This window comes from Bacillus sp. BACIII, from assembly GCF_057836745.1.
The window spans coordinates 1,910,338-1,925,244 of the sequence record NZ_CM174437.1 but is presented as its reverse complement, the minus strand read 5'-3'; the positions used below and the strand labels follow the sequence as shown (position 1 = coordinate 1,925,244).

The window sequence follows — 14,907 nt, the reverse complement described above, 5'->3', positions numbered from 1 at the left end:
TTTTTTCTATCAGAAAAGTGAGGTGAATGCTATGCGCATTTTACATACAGCTGACTGGCATCTCGGCAAAACGCTTGAAGGCAGAAGCCGGCTGAGTGAGCAGGCCGAGGTATTGGAAGAGCTGAATACCATTGTCAAAGAAGAAAACATTGATGCGGTCATTATGGCAGGAGATGTATTTGATACGGTCAATCCGCCTGCGCTCGCTGAACAATTGTATTATGAAAGTCTTTCCGCGCTTTCTGACGGCGGAAAACGCCCGGTTGTCGTCATTGCCGGGAACCATGACAATCCTGACAGGCTGGCGGCGGCTTCTCCGTTAACAGATGAGCGGGGCATTCATTTAATCGGCTATCCGCGGACAGAACCCGTCCATATCGAGGTGCCGTCGGCGGGCGAGCTGTTAGCCGTTGCCGCGCTGGCCTATCCGTCAGAAGCGAGATTAAACGAAGTGCTGTCTGATACGTTTGAGGAAAAGCTTCTTCGCGATCATTACGATGTGAAAATCAGAGAGGCGTTTGCCCGCATGTGCGGACTGTGCCGGGATGATGCCGTGAAAGTCGCGGCGAGCCATATTTATGTCGCGGGAGGAAATCAGACCGATTCAGAGCGTCCGATTGAAGTCGGGGGCGCTTACACGGTCGCCGCAGAAAGCCTGCCGGCTGATGCGGCTTATGTGGCCCTCGGCCATCTCCACCGTCCGCAAACGATCAAGCGCGCCAAAACGGCTGCCCGCTATTCCGGCTCTCCGCTGGCATACAGCTTTTCAGAAGCCGGTTATGCCAAATCGGTGACGGTGGTAGAAGCGAAGCCCGGAGGAGAAGCGAAGTGGGAAGAGATTTTTCTGTCCTCGGGTAAACCGCTCGTTAAATGGAAAGCGCAGGGGCTGAGCGAGGTTCACGGCTGGCTTGATGAAGGGCGTGACCGGAATGCCTGGATCGACCTTGATATCCATTTGACGGATCAGCTTTCTCTTGAGGAAATTCACCGGCTGAGAAAGGCGCATCCCGGCTTTATCCATATCAGGCCGGTTTTTGAAGAAAAAGAGACAGGCAATGACCGGATTGAAGTGAAGCACATATCAATTGAGGACCGATTTAAGAAGTTTTATGAAAAGCAAACAGGCGGCGCCGTGCCGGATGAGGAGATGGTCAAGCTGTTTTTAGAGCTTGCGTCAGCAGATGATGAGGAGGATGCGACATGAAGCCGATTCTGTTAACGATAAAAGGGCTTCACAGCTTCAGAGAAGAACAGACGATTGATTTTGCCGGACTGTCCGGAGCAGGCGTGTTCGGAATTTTCGGCCCGACGGGAAGCGGAAAGTCGTCGATCCTTGATGCCATGACACTCGCTTTATACGGAAAGGTGGAGCGCGCCGCAAATAATACGCACGGCATCTTGAACCATGCCGAAGATCAGCTCGCCGTCTCTTTTACATTCGCGCTTCAATCAGGCCACCGGGTGTCCTATAAGGTCGAGCGCGTTTTTAAGAGAACGGATGAAACGAAAGTGAAAACCGCCCTCTGCCGCTTGATTGAAATCAAAGACGAACAAACCGTGCTTGCTGATAAAGCGAATGAAGTGAACAAAAAGGTGGAAGAGCTTCTTGGCCTGACCATTGACGACTTTACAAGAGCCGTCGTGCTGCCGCAAGGGAAGTTTGCCGAGTTTCTGTCGCTTAAAGGCGCGGAAAGAAGACATATGCTGCAGCGTCTTTTTAATCTGGAACAGTACGGGGACAGGCTTGTCAAAAAACTGAGGAAGCGCGCGCAGGAAGCGGCGGCGAAAAAAAATGAAATGCTTGCCGAACAATCCGGCCTCGGAGACGCGGGTGAAGATGCGCTGAAGCAGGCGGAACAGCAGTTTCACGAAGCGAACGAACGGCTTGAAGCAGCTGAGGAGAAACGGGTCCGGGCAAAAGAGCGTTTTGAAAGTCACCAGGAGATTTGGAACCTGCAGACAGAAAGAGATGAATATGAGCGCCGCCTGAAAAAGCTTGAGGACAGGCGCCCGTATATCACGGATTTGACTGAGCGTCTTAAAGAGGCGGAAACCGCTCTCGCCCTTGAGCCGTACGCAGAACGCTATTCGGAAGCCGTACGCCGGCAGCAGCGCGCCGAACAGGAGCACGAACTGGCCAAACGGAAATCAGAGGCGGAAACCGCTTCATTTACCCGGCAAAATGAAGCCTATGAAGCGTGGCGGGTTCATAAGGCTGAACAAGAGCCGAAGCTTGTCAAGGAAGAAGAATTGTATCAAAGATTGTCAGCCGTTGAACAAAAGCTGCTTGAAGCAAAAAAAGAAGCGGAACAAACAAAGGCGGAGCACCGTAAAAAAGAGGAAGAATACGAAGCCGCCTCGAAACAGCTGAACGCAGTGAAAGACCGCCTGATCCGCGGCCAAAACAGGCAGAATGAGCTGAAAGAAGAGCTGAAGGCAGTTCAGGTGACCGCTGATGAACGGAAAAAATGCCAGACCGCCGCACAGCTGGCAGCCGGCTTTCAGCAGACACAGGAACAAATCACGAAAGAACGGGCCAATCTGACAACGCAGATGAAGAACATGGAGAAGCTGAACGGAGAAAGCGAGGCGCTCAGCGCAAAGGCGAAAACGGAACAAGAAGACATTACGCGCGCTTATCAAACGCTTCAAACCGTTTACCATATGGTCTGTGAAACGGAACGGTCACTAAAAGCCGCAGCCGAACGGGCCGGCAAAACGCAAGCCGACCTGCGCAGGCGCTCAGAGGAAGCGAGAACGGCTGCATTAACGAAAGAATTATCGGAAAAACTGATTGAAGGAAAGCCTTGTCCTGTATGCGGCTCGACGCAGCATGACCGTCCGCGCTCCGCTCATGAAACACATTCGCCAGATACGGATGTGCAGGAACGTTTGCAGCAGGTTGAAGCGCTGCTGTCCGAGGCGGCGGCTCTTTCTCAGGAAGTGCTGACGGCCAAGGTTGCATTAGAAGAGCAGTCGGGGCGTTTTACCGAAGAATGTCCGTTCCTGCAAAGCGCCCGGACCCCAGAGCTGGAAGCCGCTTCTTCCATCAGCGGCCGTCCGCTTGATGAAGCGTTCAGCGCCGTCCGCTTGGAATGGAAACAAATGAAGCAGGATATGCTGTCGGTAAAAGAGAAGGTCACGAGACTGATCAGCGCGTATCAGCAGACGGTGAAACAAGCTGAGCAGCTGGCTGAACGAATCCGCTATGAGGAAAAAGAAGCCGATCGCCTCAGACATTCATTACAAGAGCTTGAATCACTCTCAGAAAGCCGCTTAAATCAGTACAACGAAGTCTGCGGGGATATTCCGGTAAATGAGGTTGACGCCTGGCAGGCTTCGATAGACGATAAAGACCGGCAGGCAGAAGAGTTTGAGAAGCGCATTGAAACGAGCATCGCATTTCTCAAGGAACATGAAGAAGAGAAAGAGCGGCTGCAGGAGAAGAAGCATCAGCTTGAACGGGAACGGCTCGAGCTTCACTATGCAGCAGAGCGCCTGCAGCAGGTGATTGACGGGTATGAACAAGAGCTCGGCACAGCAGCAGAAGAAACATCAATTTCCGCAAAGCTTGAAGCGGTACGGCAGGAATTACAGCTGTTAAAAACGAAAGAACAGTCCTTATTCGATGCGCTGAAGCAGGCTCAGCAATCACTGAATGACGCAAAAGGCCGGGAATCCGGAAGTCTCATGTCACTGCGGGACGCTGAATCCGCCCTTGAGAAAGCGCAAAATGACTGGCGCGTGAGATCAAAAGATACCGGGTTTGCCGAGCCGGACCAAGTCAAAAAAAGCCTGCTTCCGCAAACCCGTGCAGAGGAAATGAAAACAGAAATTGATGAGTTTCTCGACACCTCAAAGCAGCTTTCGGCAAATATCCGCCGTGTCACTGAAAAATTAGCTGACCGCCGGGTAACGGAAGAAGAATGGACAGCATCGGTTTCTCTGCTGAAGCAGGCGGAGGCTGAGTCAGGCGCAGCCATGGAGGAAAAGGGCGCCCAGGCAAAAGCCTTTGCGGTTATGCAAAAACAGCATAAGCGCTTTAAAGAAATTGAAGCCGAACTGAAAAGCTGGCAGACGCAGATTGACAGACTTGATAAGCTGCAGTCTGTATGCAAAGGCAATACATTCGTCGAATTTTTAGCGGAAGAACAGCTGGAAAGCGTGGCCCGGGACGCCTCTGCCCGGCTCGGAGCACTGACAAGGCAGCGGTATGCCATTTTAGTTGATTCAGAAGGCGGCTTCGTCATGCGCGATGACGCGAACGGCGGCGTCAAACGGCCCGTATCAAGCCTTTCCGGCGGGGAGACGTTTCTGACATCGCTGTCGCTTGCGCTTGCTTTGTCCGCCCAAATTCAGCTGCGGGGTCAATACCCGCTGCAATTCTTCTTCTTAGATGAAGGATTCGGGACGCTTGACCAAGGGCTTTTAGACACCGTTGTCACAGCGCTGGAAAAGCTGCAATCGGATAATTTGTCCGTCGGGGTGATCAGCCATGTGCAGGAGCTGAGAGCGCGCCTGCCGAAAAAATTAATCGTTCATCCGTCCGAACCGGGCGGAAAAGGCACCCGGGTCACATTGGAGATCATGTAAGAAAGGAGAAGGGATTATGGCCGATTCTGCCGAGGGCACATGTGAATTATGCGGCCGCCGCCATGTGCGGCTGACAGAGCACCACTTGACGCCAAAGGAAGAAGGCGGGACATTCCTTCCGACCGCAATGCTCTGCATCCCTTGCCATAAACAGATTCACGCCCTTTATACGAACCGGGAGCTTGCGGCAAGGCTTGCGGGAAGAGAAGAACTGCGGCATGATCCGAAACTTGCGCGGTTTGTGAAATGGATCAGAAAACAGCCGCCGGAAAAGCTTGTGAAAACAAAAAAAGCAAAAGAACGAAAAAAACGCTGAACAAAAAGCAGCCCTCTCTTTAAAGAGCGGCTGCTTTTTATGCGTTTCCGGTCACATTCTGATCGCTGACATCGGGGTCTATATAGTTTGTCGCATTGACAACGTTGTTTAATAACAGGAAATCTCCGGTATTGCCTGCTCCCGAACCGAGCGCAGATTTAGAAGAGCTTTTTGGAGAAAGGTAAAAGGAATCACCAAAGTTTACGACTCCGCCCGATATGGAATTGATAGCTATAGGTCCGGTAATTGCTGGCATAAACGACACCCTTTATAGAAGTCTCACCGTCATTATATGTCAGGGCTGCGGCGATTGTGAGCTCGGTGACTCGATCTGCCTAATATGTTTCAGCCTCGAATCGCCCAGCACGACCGACGTTGATCCGATTTGAACCACGGACGCTGACGATACCCCTTGGACTTTCAGATTTCTTACCCGAATCGAAGGGTTTTCATGGCTGAATGCACTTTGAACTCCCGTTTCCGGTAACGGCATGACGGCCGGCTGCCGAAAGATCTGATATTCTTTTGTGTTAAACGAGCCCTCATCGTCTCTGTATACAGCAACACTGCGCTGATCGGCCAATACTTTGACTTTCATATTGATTTCATTCGAATCGCCTGCTTGAAAAACACTCCCGATCCCGACTGAATTGATTTTGGCGTTCCTGAGGCGTGAAATCCGCTTTAACATTATTCCTGAGCCAGCGGCACAAGAGGGCCGATAATGAGAGATTCCGGAGGTGTATCAAAGATGGAAGACAGATAGACGGACTCGGTGTCGCCGATTAATAATAGGGAAGAACTGGACACACCGGTAGACCGGATGTCGCCGACTTCAATATTCCGGTTAATCACTGTAAAAATCATGACGGATCATCACCTTTCATTTCACCTGGTATGTGTTTAATAAAATGCTCGACGGCCCTGACAATATCACGCTTCACGTGTTCGGCAATCTGCTCTGCGTATTGCGAGGGCGTCGTGTTTTCTTCTTTCTGGACTTGGGACAGGTAATACTTAATCCGGCTGTCCATCTGCTTTCTGATATCTTCTATAATATGATATTTGTTCGTTTCGTCCAGCCTGCTCTCATACTGTGTTTCGAGCTGCTCTAACAGCACGGGGATTTCTTCATTCAGGTACATATCGACGTTTTGGCGGATTTGCTGCATTTGCTGGCCCGCCTGTTCCTGCTGCATCATTCCGACCTGCGGAGTTGTCTGGCCGACTTCAAAATTTTGTACGGCATTCGGATCAGTCGGATTCAATCCGATATTCAGCGTTCCTTCCAGCCGTTCAATTTTCAGCTGATCAAATTTATATTCGAGCCGATCAATCCTTGTGGAAGGCTGCTGTTTCAAAGTTGATATTTCACTCTGAAATTCTTTCAGCTGCCGTTCGAGCTCCTGAATCTGAAGCGCCTGCTGCTGGACGAAGGAATTTAAATTCTGCAGGTAGGATGAAACCGATTGATCATACATGACATTCACCTCGCGTCTCGTTTCCTTCATTGAACTACCGGCTTGGCGGCTGGAGCGGTACAAATGATGAGGTGCCGGGGCCTCCCCCTGTTGTTACAGTCTGCTGCCCCGCGGTGACAGGCGGCGCCGGCTCTACATAACTCCCTGTGTTATACAGGTTGGAAAGAGATTTAATTGAACCGGCGCTCCCGATTTGCAGTATGGAGGAATTGCTGACAGATTCTACACGCATATAATTGATATGGATCGACTGATTGACGTAAAAATTCATACGGCGCCTCCTTTATGCGTTACCTGCCATCGGCTGATCGATTACATCATTATCATACACATTCGTTGTATTCCTGTAATTCGTCAGTGTGAGATTGTCTCCGGTATTAAAGCTGCCCGCTCCGGCAAATGTCTTAACCTCTGCTTTTGGAGAAATGGTGATGCAGTCGCCTATATGAACGACTCCGCTCGTACCGACGGCATTAATTTTAAACGCTCCGACAATTGCGGGCATACGAGCACATCCTTTTCGTGAAAATTTTAATGGAATACACTCCAGGAGCTTATTTGGGCTGCCTGCCTAAAATAGCTTATGACAAACGCACATTTTTGTGAGCGGAAAAAACGTTAGACATAAAAAAACACCGGCGCTTTAAGCATGCCGGGTCTTAAAACAAATGATTCAGATCTATATACATATCATGTTTATGAGAAAGCCTGTTTTTTTCCTGCTGTGTACTCCGGCTGAATCTGTGCGGCCGGGTTCATCCTGCCGTCTTTCGTTTGTTGGATGAGCCCGCCCCGGCACCCGTTTAAGAGGCTGTCCAGCTCCTGGCTGCACCTGATGGTCTCCGTCGCATTGATTCCGAATTTTTGCGCTGTCTCGAATAAAGTCAATCTTTTTTCTTCAATTTTTCTGTTCATCGTGCGATCTCCAATTCTCGATTATTTTGGAAAACATAGGATGATAATAGTATAACCTATTTTGGCTGAGAAGGTTTTATTTCGTCAATATGACTAAAAAAGTGACAATTTTTGATACTCTTTTACGATGATTTTCAGCCTGTTCAAAAGAGGAATTTCCCGCCTGCAGAAAGAATACATAAAGATGCCAGATTTAAAAATGATGGGGGATTAACATGAAATTTGCGACAGGGGAACTGAACAGCCGGAAATTTGTCGGTCTGATCATTGATGATGACAAAATCTTAGATCTGCAAAAGGCTGAAAAGAAACTGTTTGAACTTGAGACGATTCCGGGTTCGCTGATCGAGTGCATTCAAAAGGGGGAAAAGTTCGTCGCGCATGCCGGACAGCTTGCGGAATGGGCGAAAAAACCGAATGATGAGTCGGGTTCATTTATGTATGCGCTGTCTGACGTGAAGCTCTGCGCGCCTATTCCGAGACCTTCAAAAAACGTGATCTGCATCGGGAAAAATTACCGTGATCATGCCGTTGAAATGGGAAGCGAGGCGGATATCCCGGAGTATCCCATGGTCTTTACAAAAGCCCCGACCGCCGTTACGGGCCACGGAGAAACGGTGAAAAGCCACTTGGACGTAACGGAGCAGCTTGATTATGAAGGGGAGCTTGCGGTTATCATATCAAAAAGCGGATCGCATATCTCCAAAGAACATGCGCTCGATCATATATTCGGCTATACCATAGTAAATGATATAACAGCGCGCGATCTGCAGAAAAAGCATCAACAGTTTTTTATCGGCAAAAGCCTAGATACGACATGCCCGATGGGACCGGTCATTGTACATAAATCAGCTGTCAGTGATCCGCAAAGCCTGCAAGTTGAAACGCGGGTGAACGGGGAACTGCGCCAATCAGGATCAACGGGCGACATGATTTTTCCGATTGCTGAATTAATCGAGACGCTGTCAAAAGGAATGACGCTTGAAGCCGGGGACATTATCGCGACGGGGACGCCGTCCGGTGTCGGGAAAGGATTTAAGCCGCCGATATTTTTACAGCCGGGAGACCGCATTGATATTACAATTGAACCGATCGGCACGCTGTCGAACCAAATCGGATAATTGAGTGTTTTTCTTGAGAATGATTATGCTCACAGCGGCTTGTTGTGGTACCATAAGTGAGGCAGATTGATCTGATAGGGGGGAATTGAACATAATGACACATTGGCATATTACTTCATGGGTCGTTGCGCTTATCCTGGTGTTTGTCAGCTACGGGCTGTACGGCTCCGGAAAAGCGAAGGGCGCAAAAATAACGCATATGATTCTGCGCTTATTCTACATTATTATTATTTTGACCGGCGCTGAACTGTTTGTCCGTTTTGCGAATTGGAACGGAGAATACGCCGGAAAAATGCTGCTCGGCATCATTACCATCGGACTGATGGAAATGCTCGTCATCCGCAAGAAAAAAGGCAAATCGACCGGAGGACTGTGGATCGGTTTTATTATCGTGCTCATCCTGACGGTGCTTCTCGGCCTTCACTTGCCGATCGGCTTTCACATATTTTAATCAATTGCTTGAAAACCCGGATGTAATCCGGGTTTTTTTATTTATGCATACATTCTGCGCAACTGTGCTGCTGAATGAGAAATGCCGTGACAGGGGGATGTTGATGAGGCGAAGGAGATGTGCAGGATGCCAAAAGCGTCAATCACTCTTGTGACCGCAAAAGCTACGGCTGTGAAGGGTAAAAGCAAACGCCGGGCGTAAATCAGCGTAAAAAACAGGCGGCACCTATTTAAAAGGCACCGCCTGTTTTTTACGCTGTTCCGCCGTGTTTGGCCGCTGAATACATAATGGAGCGCCGCCCGTCAGATGCCGTCCATTCAAATCTGTCATGCTTACCCGGGCTGCCGCGGTGATGCTGCAGGGCGCATTGGGCGTCATCTGCCGAAAAGTGATAAAACGAGACCCCTTCACCGGAAAACAGCGTCTGATTGTAGGAAAATACGCAATCATATACAGACAGGCCGAACCCGTGCAGATGGCTGAGAAACAGCAGAAACGTTTCATCGTCCAGCGAATCGAGCAAGGTTAACAGCGGCCGTTTGACCGCTTTCTCATACCGGATCTCTTCTCCGCCGAACAGGGCAACCGTGCCTGCGCCGATTTCGGCCGCAGCGCCGTGAATCCGGGCCGGCTGCCATCTGCCGTCACGTTTCATCAAGACGGCTGCGTTTCCTAGACTGTCTGCCAGCAGGATATCGCCCTCATCGTTTTCGACGAGACAGATGCCGTCTTCTATGATCAGAGTGCCGCGCCCCCATTTGTTTTTTTCTGAGAAAAGCTGTTTTCGTTTCATATCGGTGCCGGTCTCCTTTGTTTGTTTCTTCTCTTCCGTTCTTTCCAAATCAGGCTTGTCTCATACAACTCTTAGTGGGACAAATCAACTATCTGCGTTTCTTTGCATAAACTGGGTAAAGTGCTGATAGAAACGAATTTGATACCGACAGAAACGGGATTGGAGCTGATATCACATGTGTGGAATTGCGGGTTGGATCGATTTTCAAAAGCAGCTCGTCCAAGAGAAACATATTATGAACAATATGATAGACACTCTTTCAAAACGAGGGCCTGATGATTCAAACGTCTGGGGAGAGCCCCATGTTTTATTCGGACATAAACGACTTTCGGTCGTTGATATTGAAGGCGGCCGCCAGCCGATGGGCTGCACGCATCAAGGGGAAACGTACACCATCATTTATAATGGCGAGCTGTATAATACGGAAGAATTGCGGAGGGAGCTGCAGGCGAGGGGCCACCGTTTTGAACGGACCTCTGATACAGAAGTGCTGCTGCACAGCTATATTGAGTGGCGGGAGGAGTGCGTTGACCGCTTAAACGGTATTTACGCTTTTGCCATCTGGGATGAAAAACGGGAGCGGCTGTTTGGGGCAAGAGACCGGCTCGGCGTCAAACCGTTTTTTTATAAAGAACACGGCTCTTCCTTTCTGTTTGGATCGGAATTGAAGGCCATCCTTGCCCATCCTGATGTGAAAGCCCGCACAGACAGCAGCGGACTTGCGGAAGTTTTCGGGCTTGGGCCGTCCAGAACACCGGGCTGCGGGGTATTTAAAGGAATTCACGAAGTACGTCCCGCTCATGCGTTCACTTTTTCAAAGGACGGTTTGTCCATATGGCGTTATTGGAATGTAAAAAGCGAAAAGCATACAGACAGCTTCGATGACACTGCAGCTCACATCAGGTACTTATTTCAGGATGCCGTAACGCGGCAGCTCGTATCTGACGTGCCGGTTTGTACGTTTTTGTCTGGGGGGCTTGATTCGAGCGCGATTACCTCGATAGCCGCCGCTCATTTTGAGAAAGAAGGCAGAGATCCCCTCCATACTTATTCCATTGATTATGAGGAGAACGGCAAATTCTTTAAAGCGAGTTCATTTCAGCCGAATGATGACGGCCCGTGGATCGATAAAATGACAGCTGCATTCGGCACACAGCACCATAAGTGTGTGATTACGCAGGATGAGCTGGTTGAACATCTGGAGGAATCCGTTCTCGTCAGAGACCTGCCGGGCATGGCGGATGTTGATTCCTCGCTGCTGTGGTTCTGCCGTGAAATTAAAAAAGATTTTGTCGTGAGCCTTTCCGGGGAATGCGCGGACGAAATTTTCGGCGGATATCCATGGTTTCACACCGCGGCCGAAGAAGACGGATTTCCTTGGATGAGATCCACTGAGGAGAGAATCACCCTCTTGGACGAAAAATGGCAAAAACGTCTGAACCTAAGAGAATACGTGAATGCGAGATATGAAGAAACCATTGCGGAAACGCCGCTGTTAGACGGTGAGACGGGAACAGACAAAGCGAGACGGCAGCTTTTCTACTTAAATATGCTTTGGTTTATGACAAATCTGCTCGACCGCAAAGACCGCATGAGCATGGGAGCAAGTCTGGAAGTGCGCGTGCCGTTCGCCGATCACAGACTTGTAGAATACGTCTGGAACATCCCTTGGGAAATGAAAATGCACGGCAGCCGGGAAAAAGGCATTTTGCGGAAGGCGCTTGAAGGGCTGCTTCCGGAAGAAGTTCTGTACCGCAAAAAAAGCCCTTATCCGAAAACCCATCATCCGAAATACACACAAGGGGTCACAGAGTGGCTTAAAACGATTTTGCAGCATAAAGATTCCGTGCTTCACACCCTGCTGGACAGAAAGAAGCTGGAAATGCTGCTGGAGACAGAGGGTTCGTCTTTTCAGGTTCCGTGGTTCGGCCAGCTGATGAAAGGCCCGCAGCTGATCGCCCATCTCGCCCAGATCCATACATGGTTTGAGGCGTATCGTATTGATATAGAAGAATAACAGTGCCGCGACCGGTTTCCGCTGAGGATATCGGTCTTTTTATTGTGAAACATATGGTACACTAAAAAACAGAGGAGTGATACCATGACTGAATACGAAACATGCGCGCAGCTTGCCGAGGCGCACTTTCCTTTATATAAACGGATTTTTTCATCCCTGCCGCCAAAAAACAGACAGGCCGCGTGGGCGGTGCTGGCTTTGTTTCATGAAGCTGAACAGCTTGCGGATGTCCGGGAGTTTGAGGGATTTGAACAGGCAGCACAAGACTTTATGAACGGGACAGGCGCCGACGGCTTTTTGTGGAAAGCGCTCGCCGATGTGAGGCAGCAATTTGCACTCGAAGAAGAACCGTTACGTGAGTTTATTGCCGGTCAAAGGTCTGACAGAGAAAAAGAGACCTGCCAAGAGTTTGACGACCTGCTGATGTACGCGGGCCAAACAGGCGGAGCGCTCGGCCTGCTTCTGCTGCCGGTTTGCGCCCGCCGAAATCAAGAGAAACTCCGCCATGCAGCCGTTTCATTAGGAGCTGCCATTCAGCTGAGCCGGGTTCTCACCGGGGTCTGTGCGGATGAGCGGATGAAAAAGCGCCTTCCGCGTCAGGTGATGGCGCAATTCGGCTATACGGAAGAAGAGCTGGAGAACTGCACGATCAACAAAGCTTTTGTGAATGTATGGGAGTATATCGCATTCGAAGCTGAGGCGTATTTTGAGGAGGCGTCTGAAGAGCTGGAGCTGTTTCCGTTATACTCAAGGCCCGCCGTTACCGGTTTGCTGGCTCATTACCGGTCAGAGCTCGAAGGCATGAGAAAACGGCTTTCTCAAGCATAAAAAAAACGCCCCGGCTTCGTAATGAAGCTTCGGGCGTTTATGCAATCCCTTTTTGAATCCAAATCCGTGACCGCCATCTTCTGTACATAAGAATGCCTCTGACCCATTCATCCGCGATAAATGAAATCCAAATCCCCATAAGCCCCAATCCGAAATGGATGCCGAACAGGTAAGCGAGAGGCAGACCGATGCCCCACATGGAAATCATCGCCATATAGACGGGGAATTTTGCATCTCCGGCAGCCCGGAGCGAGTTGATGATAATGACATTAAATGAACGGCCGGGCTCAAGAATGATCGTCATGGCAATCAGCATGCTCGCCGTCGCAATAATATCAGGGCTGCTTGTGAAAATTCCGATCAGCTGCTTTGAAAACAAGGTCATGATAACCGATGTCATAGCGGCAATGCCAAGCGCCCAGTACAGGCTTTTCATACAGCGGTCATAAGCGTCGTCAAACTGTTTGGCGCCGATGTACCTGCTTATCAAAATCTGGGTGCCTTGGCTGATCGCCGTTCCGAACAGCAGGATAAACATGGTGATGTTTTGTGTATATACCTTTGTTGTAAGCGCCTGGGCGCCCATAATGGCGATAAAATAAGTGACAACCATTTGTGAAATGTTATAAGACAGCTGTTCACCTGCAGACGGAATTCCGATTTTCAGGAGTTTCCGCAAGTGCTCTTTATGAACGTGAAAGATCTTTTTCCATGTAAGACCGAGTCCGATACGTTTTTTGACGATCACAACCATAGCGATCAGTCCGATGATCCGCGCGATGGACGTTGACATCGCAACTCCGGCGACGCCCAGCACCGGCAGGCCGAGCGGCCCGAAAATGACAAGAAAGTTTCCGGCAATATTTAATATATTCATCCCAATCGTAACGAACATCGTATCTTTCGTATGGCCGTAGCTTTTTAAAATGGCGCTGAACGTCATAATCAGTGCCTGAATAAATGACAGCCCGCCGACCACCTGCAAAAAGACTTTGGCATCCGGCATCAATTCATCGGAAAGACCCATGACATGAAGGAGCGGAACAGCCGAGAAAAACACGGCGGCGCTGATGGCGAGACTGATGACGAAGTTCGCTCCTATCGATACATAAGCCACTTCCTGCGCTTCTTTTTTCTGTTTAGAGCCTAAAAACTGCGAAATTACAATTGTCGTACCCGTTGCGATAAAGCTGAACATCACGATAATTAAATTTAAGATCTGATTGCTGACGCCCACGGCCGCCACACTGTTGTCAGAGTATTGGCTAAGCATAAGAGTGTCGGCGTTTCCCATAAACATATATAATGAAACCTCAATAAAAATCGGCCAAGTCAGCGCGTATAATGAGAGTTTGTGATCAGAAGATTGTTTGAATGCAGCCCGTTTTAAAATCGCTTGTTTCATTTCTTTTAACCCCTTTCCTGACAAAATCAACGTTTAACAGTGTACCTCCATTTTCTTATAATAAAAAGGGAGAGAAACGAAACTTCTTGCAAAAATCCGACTTAAAAAGGAGGGCCGAAAATATGACCTTTCTCGAGTTCACAGTCCCTCCGTTCCCGGTCTTTATCGCTGCGGGAGAAGGGGTGTTCAAAAAAGGCGAAACCCATGTGAGACGGGTCTTCCCGGTGTTTGATCTGCTGTATGTGAAAGAAGGCGTCCTTCACATTACAGAAAGCGAAAACGCCTTTTCCGTTGAAGCCGGAGAATATATTCTGCTCTCTCCAGGCCTTGAACATTACGGAACAAAAGGCAGTGAAGAAACGACCTCCTATTTGTGGCTTCATTTTGAGGGAGCGGATTATGAGGTGGCGGAAACAGCCGGTAACAACTGGGCGGAGCTGAGGCGGAAAAAAGGCAGTTTTGAAGAGCCGGCCCGCTACCGTCTGTCCTTGCCGCAAAAAGGAAAAGTGAGACGCCCGCAGTTTATGGCCGGGCAATTCAGTGTCCTGACAGATGACAGCGCTGAGAACTCCGACCTGCCGCTGAGAAAGCAAATTTTGTTTGAGGAGCTGCTGCTTCACCTTCAAAAGGAAGCGTTCCAAATACCGTCCGCAAAGGAAAGAGTCGCATGGGAGGCCGCCCGGTACCTGCAGGAGCACTATCAGGAGAAAACAACCATCAAAGCGCTCTCTTCGGCTCTTCATTACAATCAAGACTATGTGACCCGCTGTATGCAGCAGGTGCTCGGCGTCACGCCCGGCCAGTATACGAACAAAGTCAGAATGACGGAGGCGAAGCGTCTTTTGTCCGCAACCAATGACAAAATGGGGGCGATCGCGGACGCCATCGGCATGGAGGACCCGACCTACTTTTCTAAACTGTTTAAACAGATTGAAGGCATTTCGCCGCTTGAATACCGCAAATTCGTAAGCCGGAAAACGGACTGAC

The 14,907-nt window shown here is 49.7% G+C and carries 17 protein-coding genes; 8 read left to right on the top strand and 9 right to left on the bottom strand.

Translation table 11 applies throughout. The features are described from left to right. Nucleotides 1-31: 31 nt before the first annotated feature. Genes sbcD through hlpB form a run of 3 tightly spaced genes read left to right on the top strand, consistent with a single transcriptional unit; the run spans nt 32 to nt 4,909 of the window. Entirely contained in the window at nt 32-1,204 is a 1,173-nt protein-coding gene (sbcD, locus tag ACXN9U_RS09195) for an exonuclease subunit SbcD (protein WP_047476740.1), read from the top strand. Beyond that, entirely contained in the window at nt 1,201-4,593 is a 3,393-nt protein-coding gene (sbcC, locus tag ACXN9U_RS09190; RefSeq protein ID WP_489202471.1) for an exonuclease subunit SbcC, read from the top strand. The genes sbcD and sbcC overlap by 4 nt, the downstream gene beginning before the upstream one ends. A 16-nt stretch (nt 4,594-4,609) precedes the next feature. Next, nucleotides 4,610-4,909 carry an HNH nuclease-like protein HlpB gene (gene hlpB, locus ACXN9U_RS09185; protein ID WP_489202470.1) on the top strand — a complete coding sequence of 100 codons (300 nt, stop codon included), beginning with the start codon at nt 4,610-4,612 and terminating at the stop codon, nt 4,907-4,909. A gap of 37 nt (nt 4,910-4,946) precedes the next feature. Here hlpB and ACXN9U_RS09180 read toward each other — a convergent pair whose 3' ends face one another. The 7 genes from ACXN9U_RS09180 to ACXN9U_RS09150 all read right to left on the bottom strand — a co-directional run bounded on the left by ACXN9U_RS09180 (nt 4,947) and on the right by ACXN9U_RS09150 (nt 7,305). Then, nucleotides 4,947-5,165: a spore germination protein gene (locus ACXN9U_RS09180; RefSeq protein WP_045925297.1), complete on the bottom strand. Its 219-nt coding sequence runs from the start codon at nt 5,163-5,165 to the stop codon at nt 4,947-4,949. A 39-nt stretch (nt 5,166-5,204) separates the two neighbouring features. After that, a complete protein-coding gene (locus tag ACXN9U_RS09175) occupies nt 5,205-5,600 on the bottom strand; it encodes a spore germination protein GerPE (protein ID WP_095240969.1) in 396 nt (131 codons plus the stop codon). Then, nucleotides 5,600-5,776 (bottom strand): hypothetical protein, encoded by a 177-nt coding sequence (locus ACXN9U_RS09170; RefSeq protein WP_045925299.1) that lies wholly within the window; start codon nt 5,774-5,776, stop codon nt 5,600-5,602. The genes ACXN9U_RS09175 and ACXN9U_RS09170 overlap by 1 nt, the downstream gene beginning before the upstream one ends. Further along, complete coding sequence (locus ACXN9U_RS09165) at nt 5,773-6,390, bottom strand: spore germination protein GerPC (protein WP_489202488.1); 618 nt, start codon at nt 6,388-6,390, stop codon at nt 5,773-5,775. The genes ACXN9U_RS09170 and ACXN9U_RS09165 overlap by 4 nt, the downstream gene beginning before the upstream one ends. Before the next feature lie 34 nt (nt 6,391-6,424). After that, the gene (locus tag ACXN9U_RS09160; protein WP_007409164.1) at nt 6,425-6,661 is read right to left on the bottom strand and encodes a spore germination protein GerPB; all 237 of its coding nucleotides are present in this window, start codon (nt 6,659-6,661) and stop codon (nt 6,425-6,427) included. Between the two features lie 12 nt (nt 6,662-6,673). Next, on the bottom strand, nt 6,674-6,895 hold the full coding sequence (locus ACXN9U_RS09155; RefSeq protein WP_016938282.1) for a spore germination protein: 222 nt from the start codon (nt 6,893-6,895) through the stop codon (nt 6,674-6,676). 191 nt (nt 6,896-7,086) lie between these two features. Further along, nucleotides 7,087-7,305, bottom strand: a complete 219-nt coding sequence (locus tag ACXN9U_RS09150; RefSeq protein WP_060963118.1) for an aspartyl-phosphate phosphatase Spo0E family protein — start codon at nt 7,303-7,305, stop codon at nt 7,087-7,089. A gap of 215 nt (nt 7,306-7,520) precedes the next feature. On the opposite strand from ACXN9U_RS09150, the gene ACXN9U_RS09145 reads away from it, so the two are divergent. Both ACXN9U_RS09145 and ACXN9U_RS09140 read left to right on the top strand, forming a co-directional pair. Continuing rightward, a complete protein-coding gene (locus ACXN9U_RS09145) occupies nt 7,521-8,426 on the top strand; it encodes a fumarylacetoacetate hydrolase family protein (RefSeq protein WP_489202469.1) in 906 nt (301 codons plus the stop codon). Between the two features lie 94 nt (nt 8,427-8,520). Continuing rightward, complete coding sequence (locus ACXN9U_RS09140) at nt 8,521-8,877, top strand: YisL family protein (RefSeq protein ID WP_045925301.1); 357 nt, start codon at nt 8,521-8,523, stop codon at nt 8,875-8,877. A gap of 250 nt (nt 8,878-9,127) precedes the next feature. Here ACXN9U_RS09140 and ACXN9U_RS09135 read toward each other — a convergent pair whose 3' ends face one another. Continuing rightward, complete coding sequence (locus ACXN9U_RS09135) at nt 9,128-9,670, bottom strand: DUF2777 family protein (protein ID WP_489202468.1); 543 nt, start codon at nt 9,668-9,670, stop codon at nt 9,128-9,130. A 175-nt stretch (nt 9,671-9,845) separates the two neighbouring features. Here ACXN9U_RS09135 and asnB point away from each other — a divergent pair, with 175 nt between their 5' ends. Continuing rightward, nucleotides 9,846-11,687 carry an asparagine synthase (glutamine-hydrolyzing) gene (asnB, locus tag ACXN9U_RS09130; protein WP_489202467.1) on the top strand — a complete coding sequence of 614 codons (1,842 nt, stop codon included), beginning with the start codon at nt 9,846-9,848 and terminating at the stop codon, nt 11,685-11,687. Nucleotides 11,688-11,771: 84 nt separating this feature from the next. Further along, nucleotides 11,772-12,515, top strand: a complete 744-nt coding sequence (locus ACXN9U_RS09125; protein ID WP_489202466.1) for a squalene/phytoene synthase family protein — start codon at nt 11,772-11,774, stop codon at nt 12,513-12,515. A gap of 37 nt (nt 12,516-12,552) precedes the next feature. On the opposite strand, the gene ACXN9U_RS09120 is transcribed toward ACXN9U_RS09125, so the two are convergent. Continuing rightward, the gene (locus ACXN9U_RS09120) at nt 12,553-13,920 is read right to left on the bottom strand and encodes an MATE family efflux transporter (RefSeq protein WP_060965055.1); all 1,368 of its coding nucleotides are present in this window, start codon (nt 13,918-13,920) and stop codon (nt 12,553-12,555) included. Between the two features lie 122 nt (nt 13,921-14,042). Here ACXN9U_RS09120 and ACXN9U_RS09115 point away from each other — a divergent pair, with 122 nt between their 5' ends. Beyond that, on the top strand, nt 14,043-14,906 hold the full coding sequence (locus ACXN9U_RS09115; RefSeq protein ID WP_060963113.1) for an AraC family transcriptional regulator: 864 nt from the start codon (nt 14,043-14,045) through the stop codon (nt 14,904-14,906). Nucleotide 14,907 lies beyond the last annotated feature (1 nt).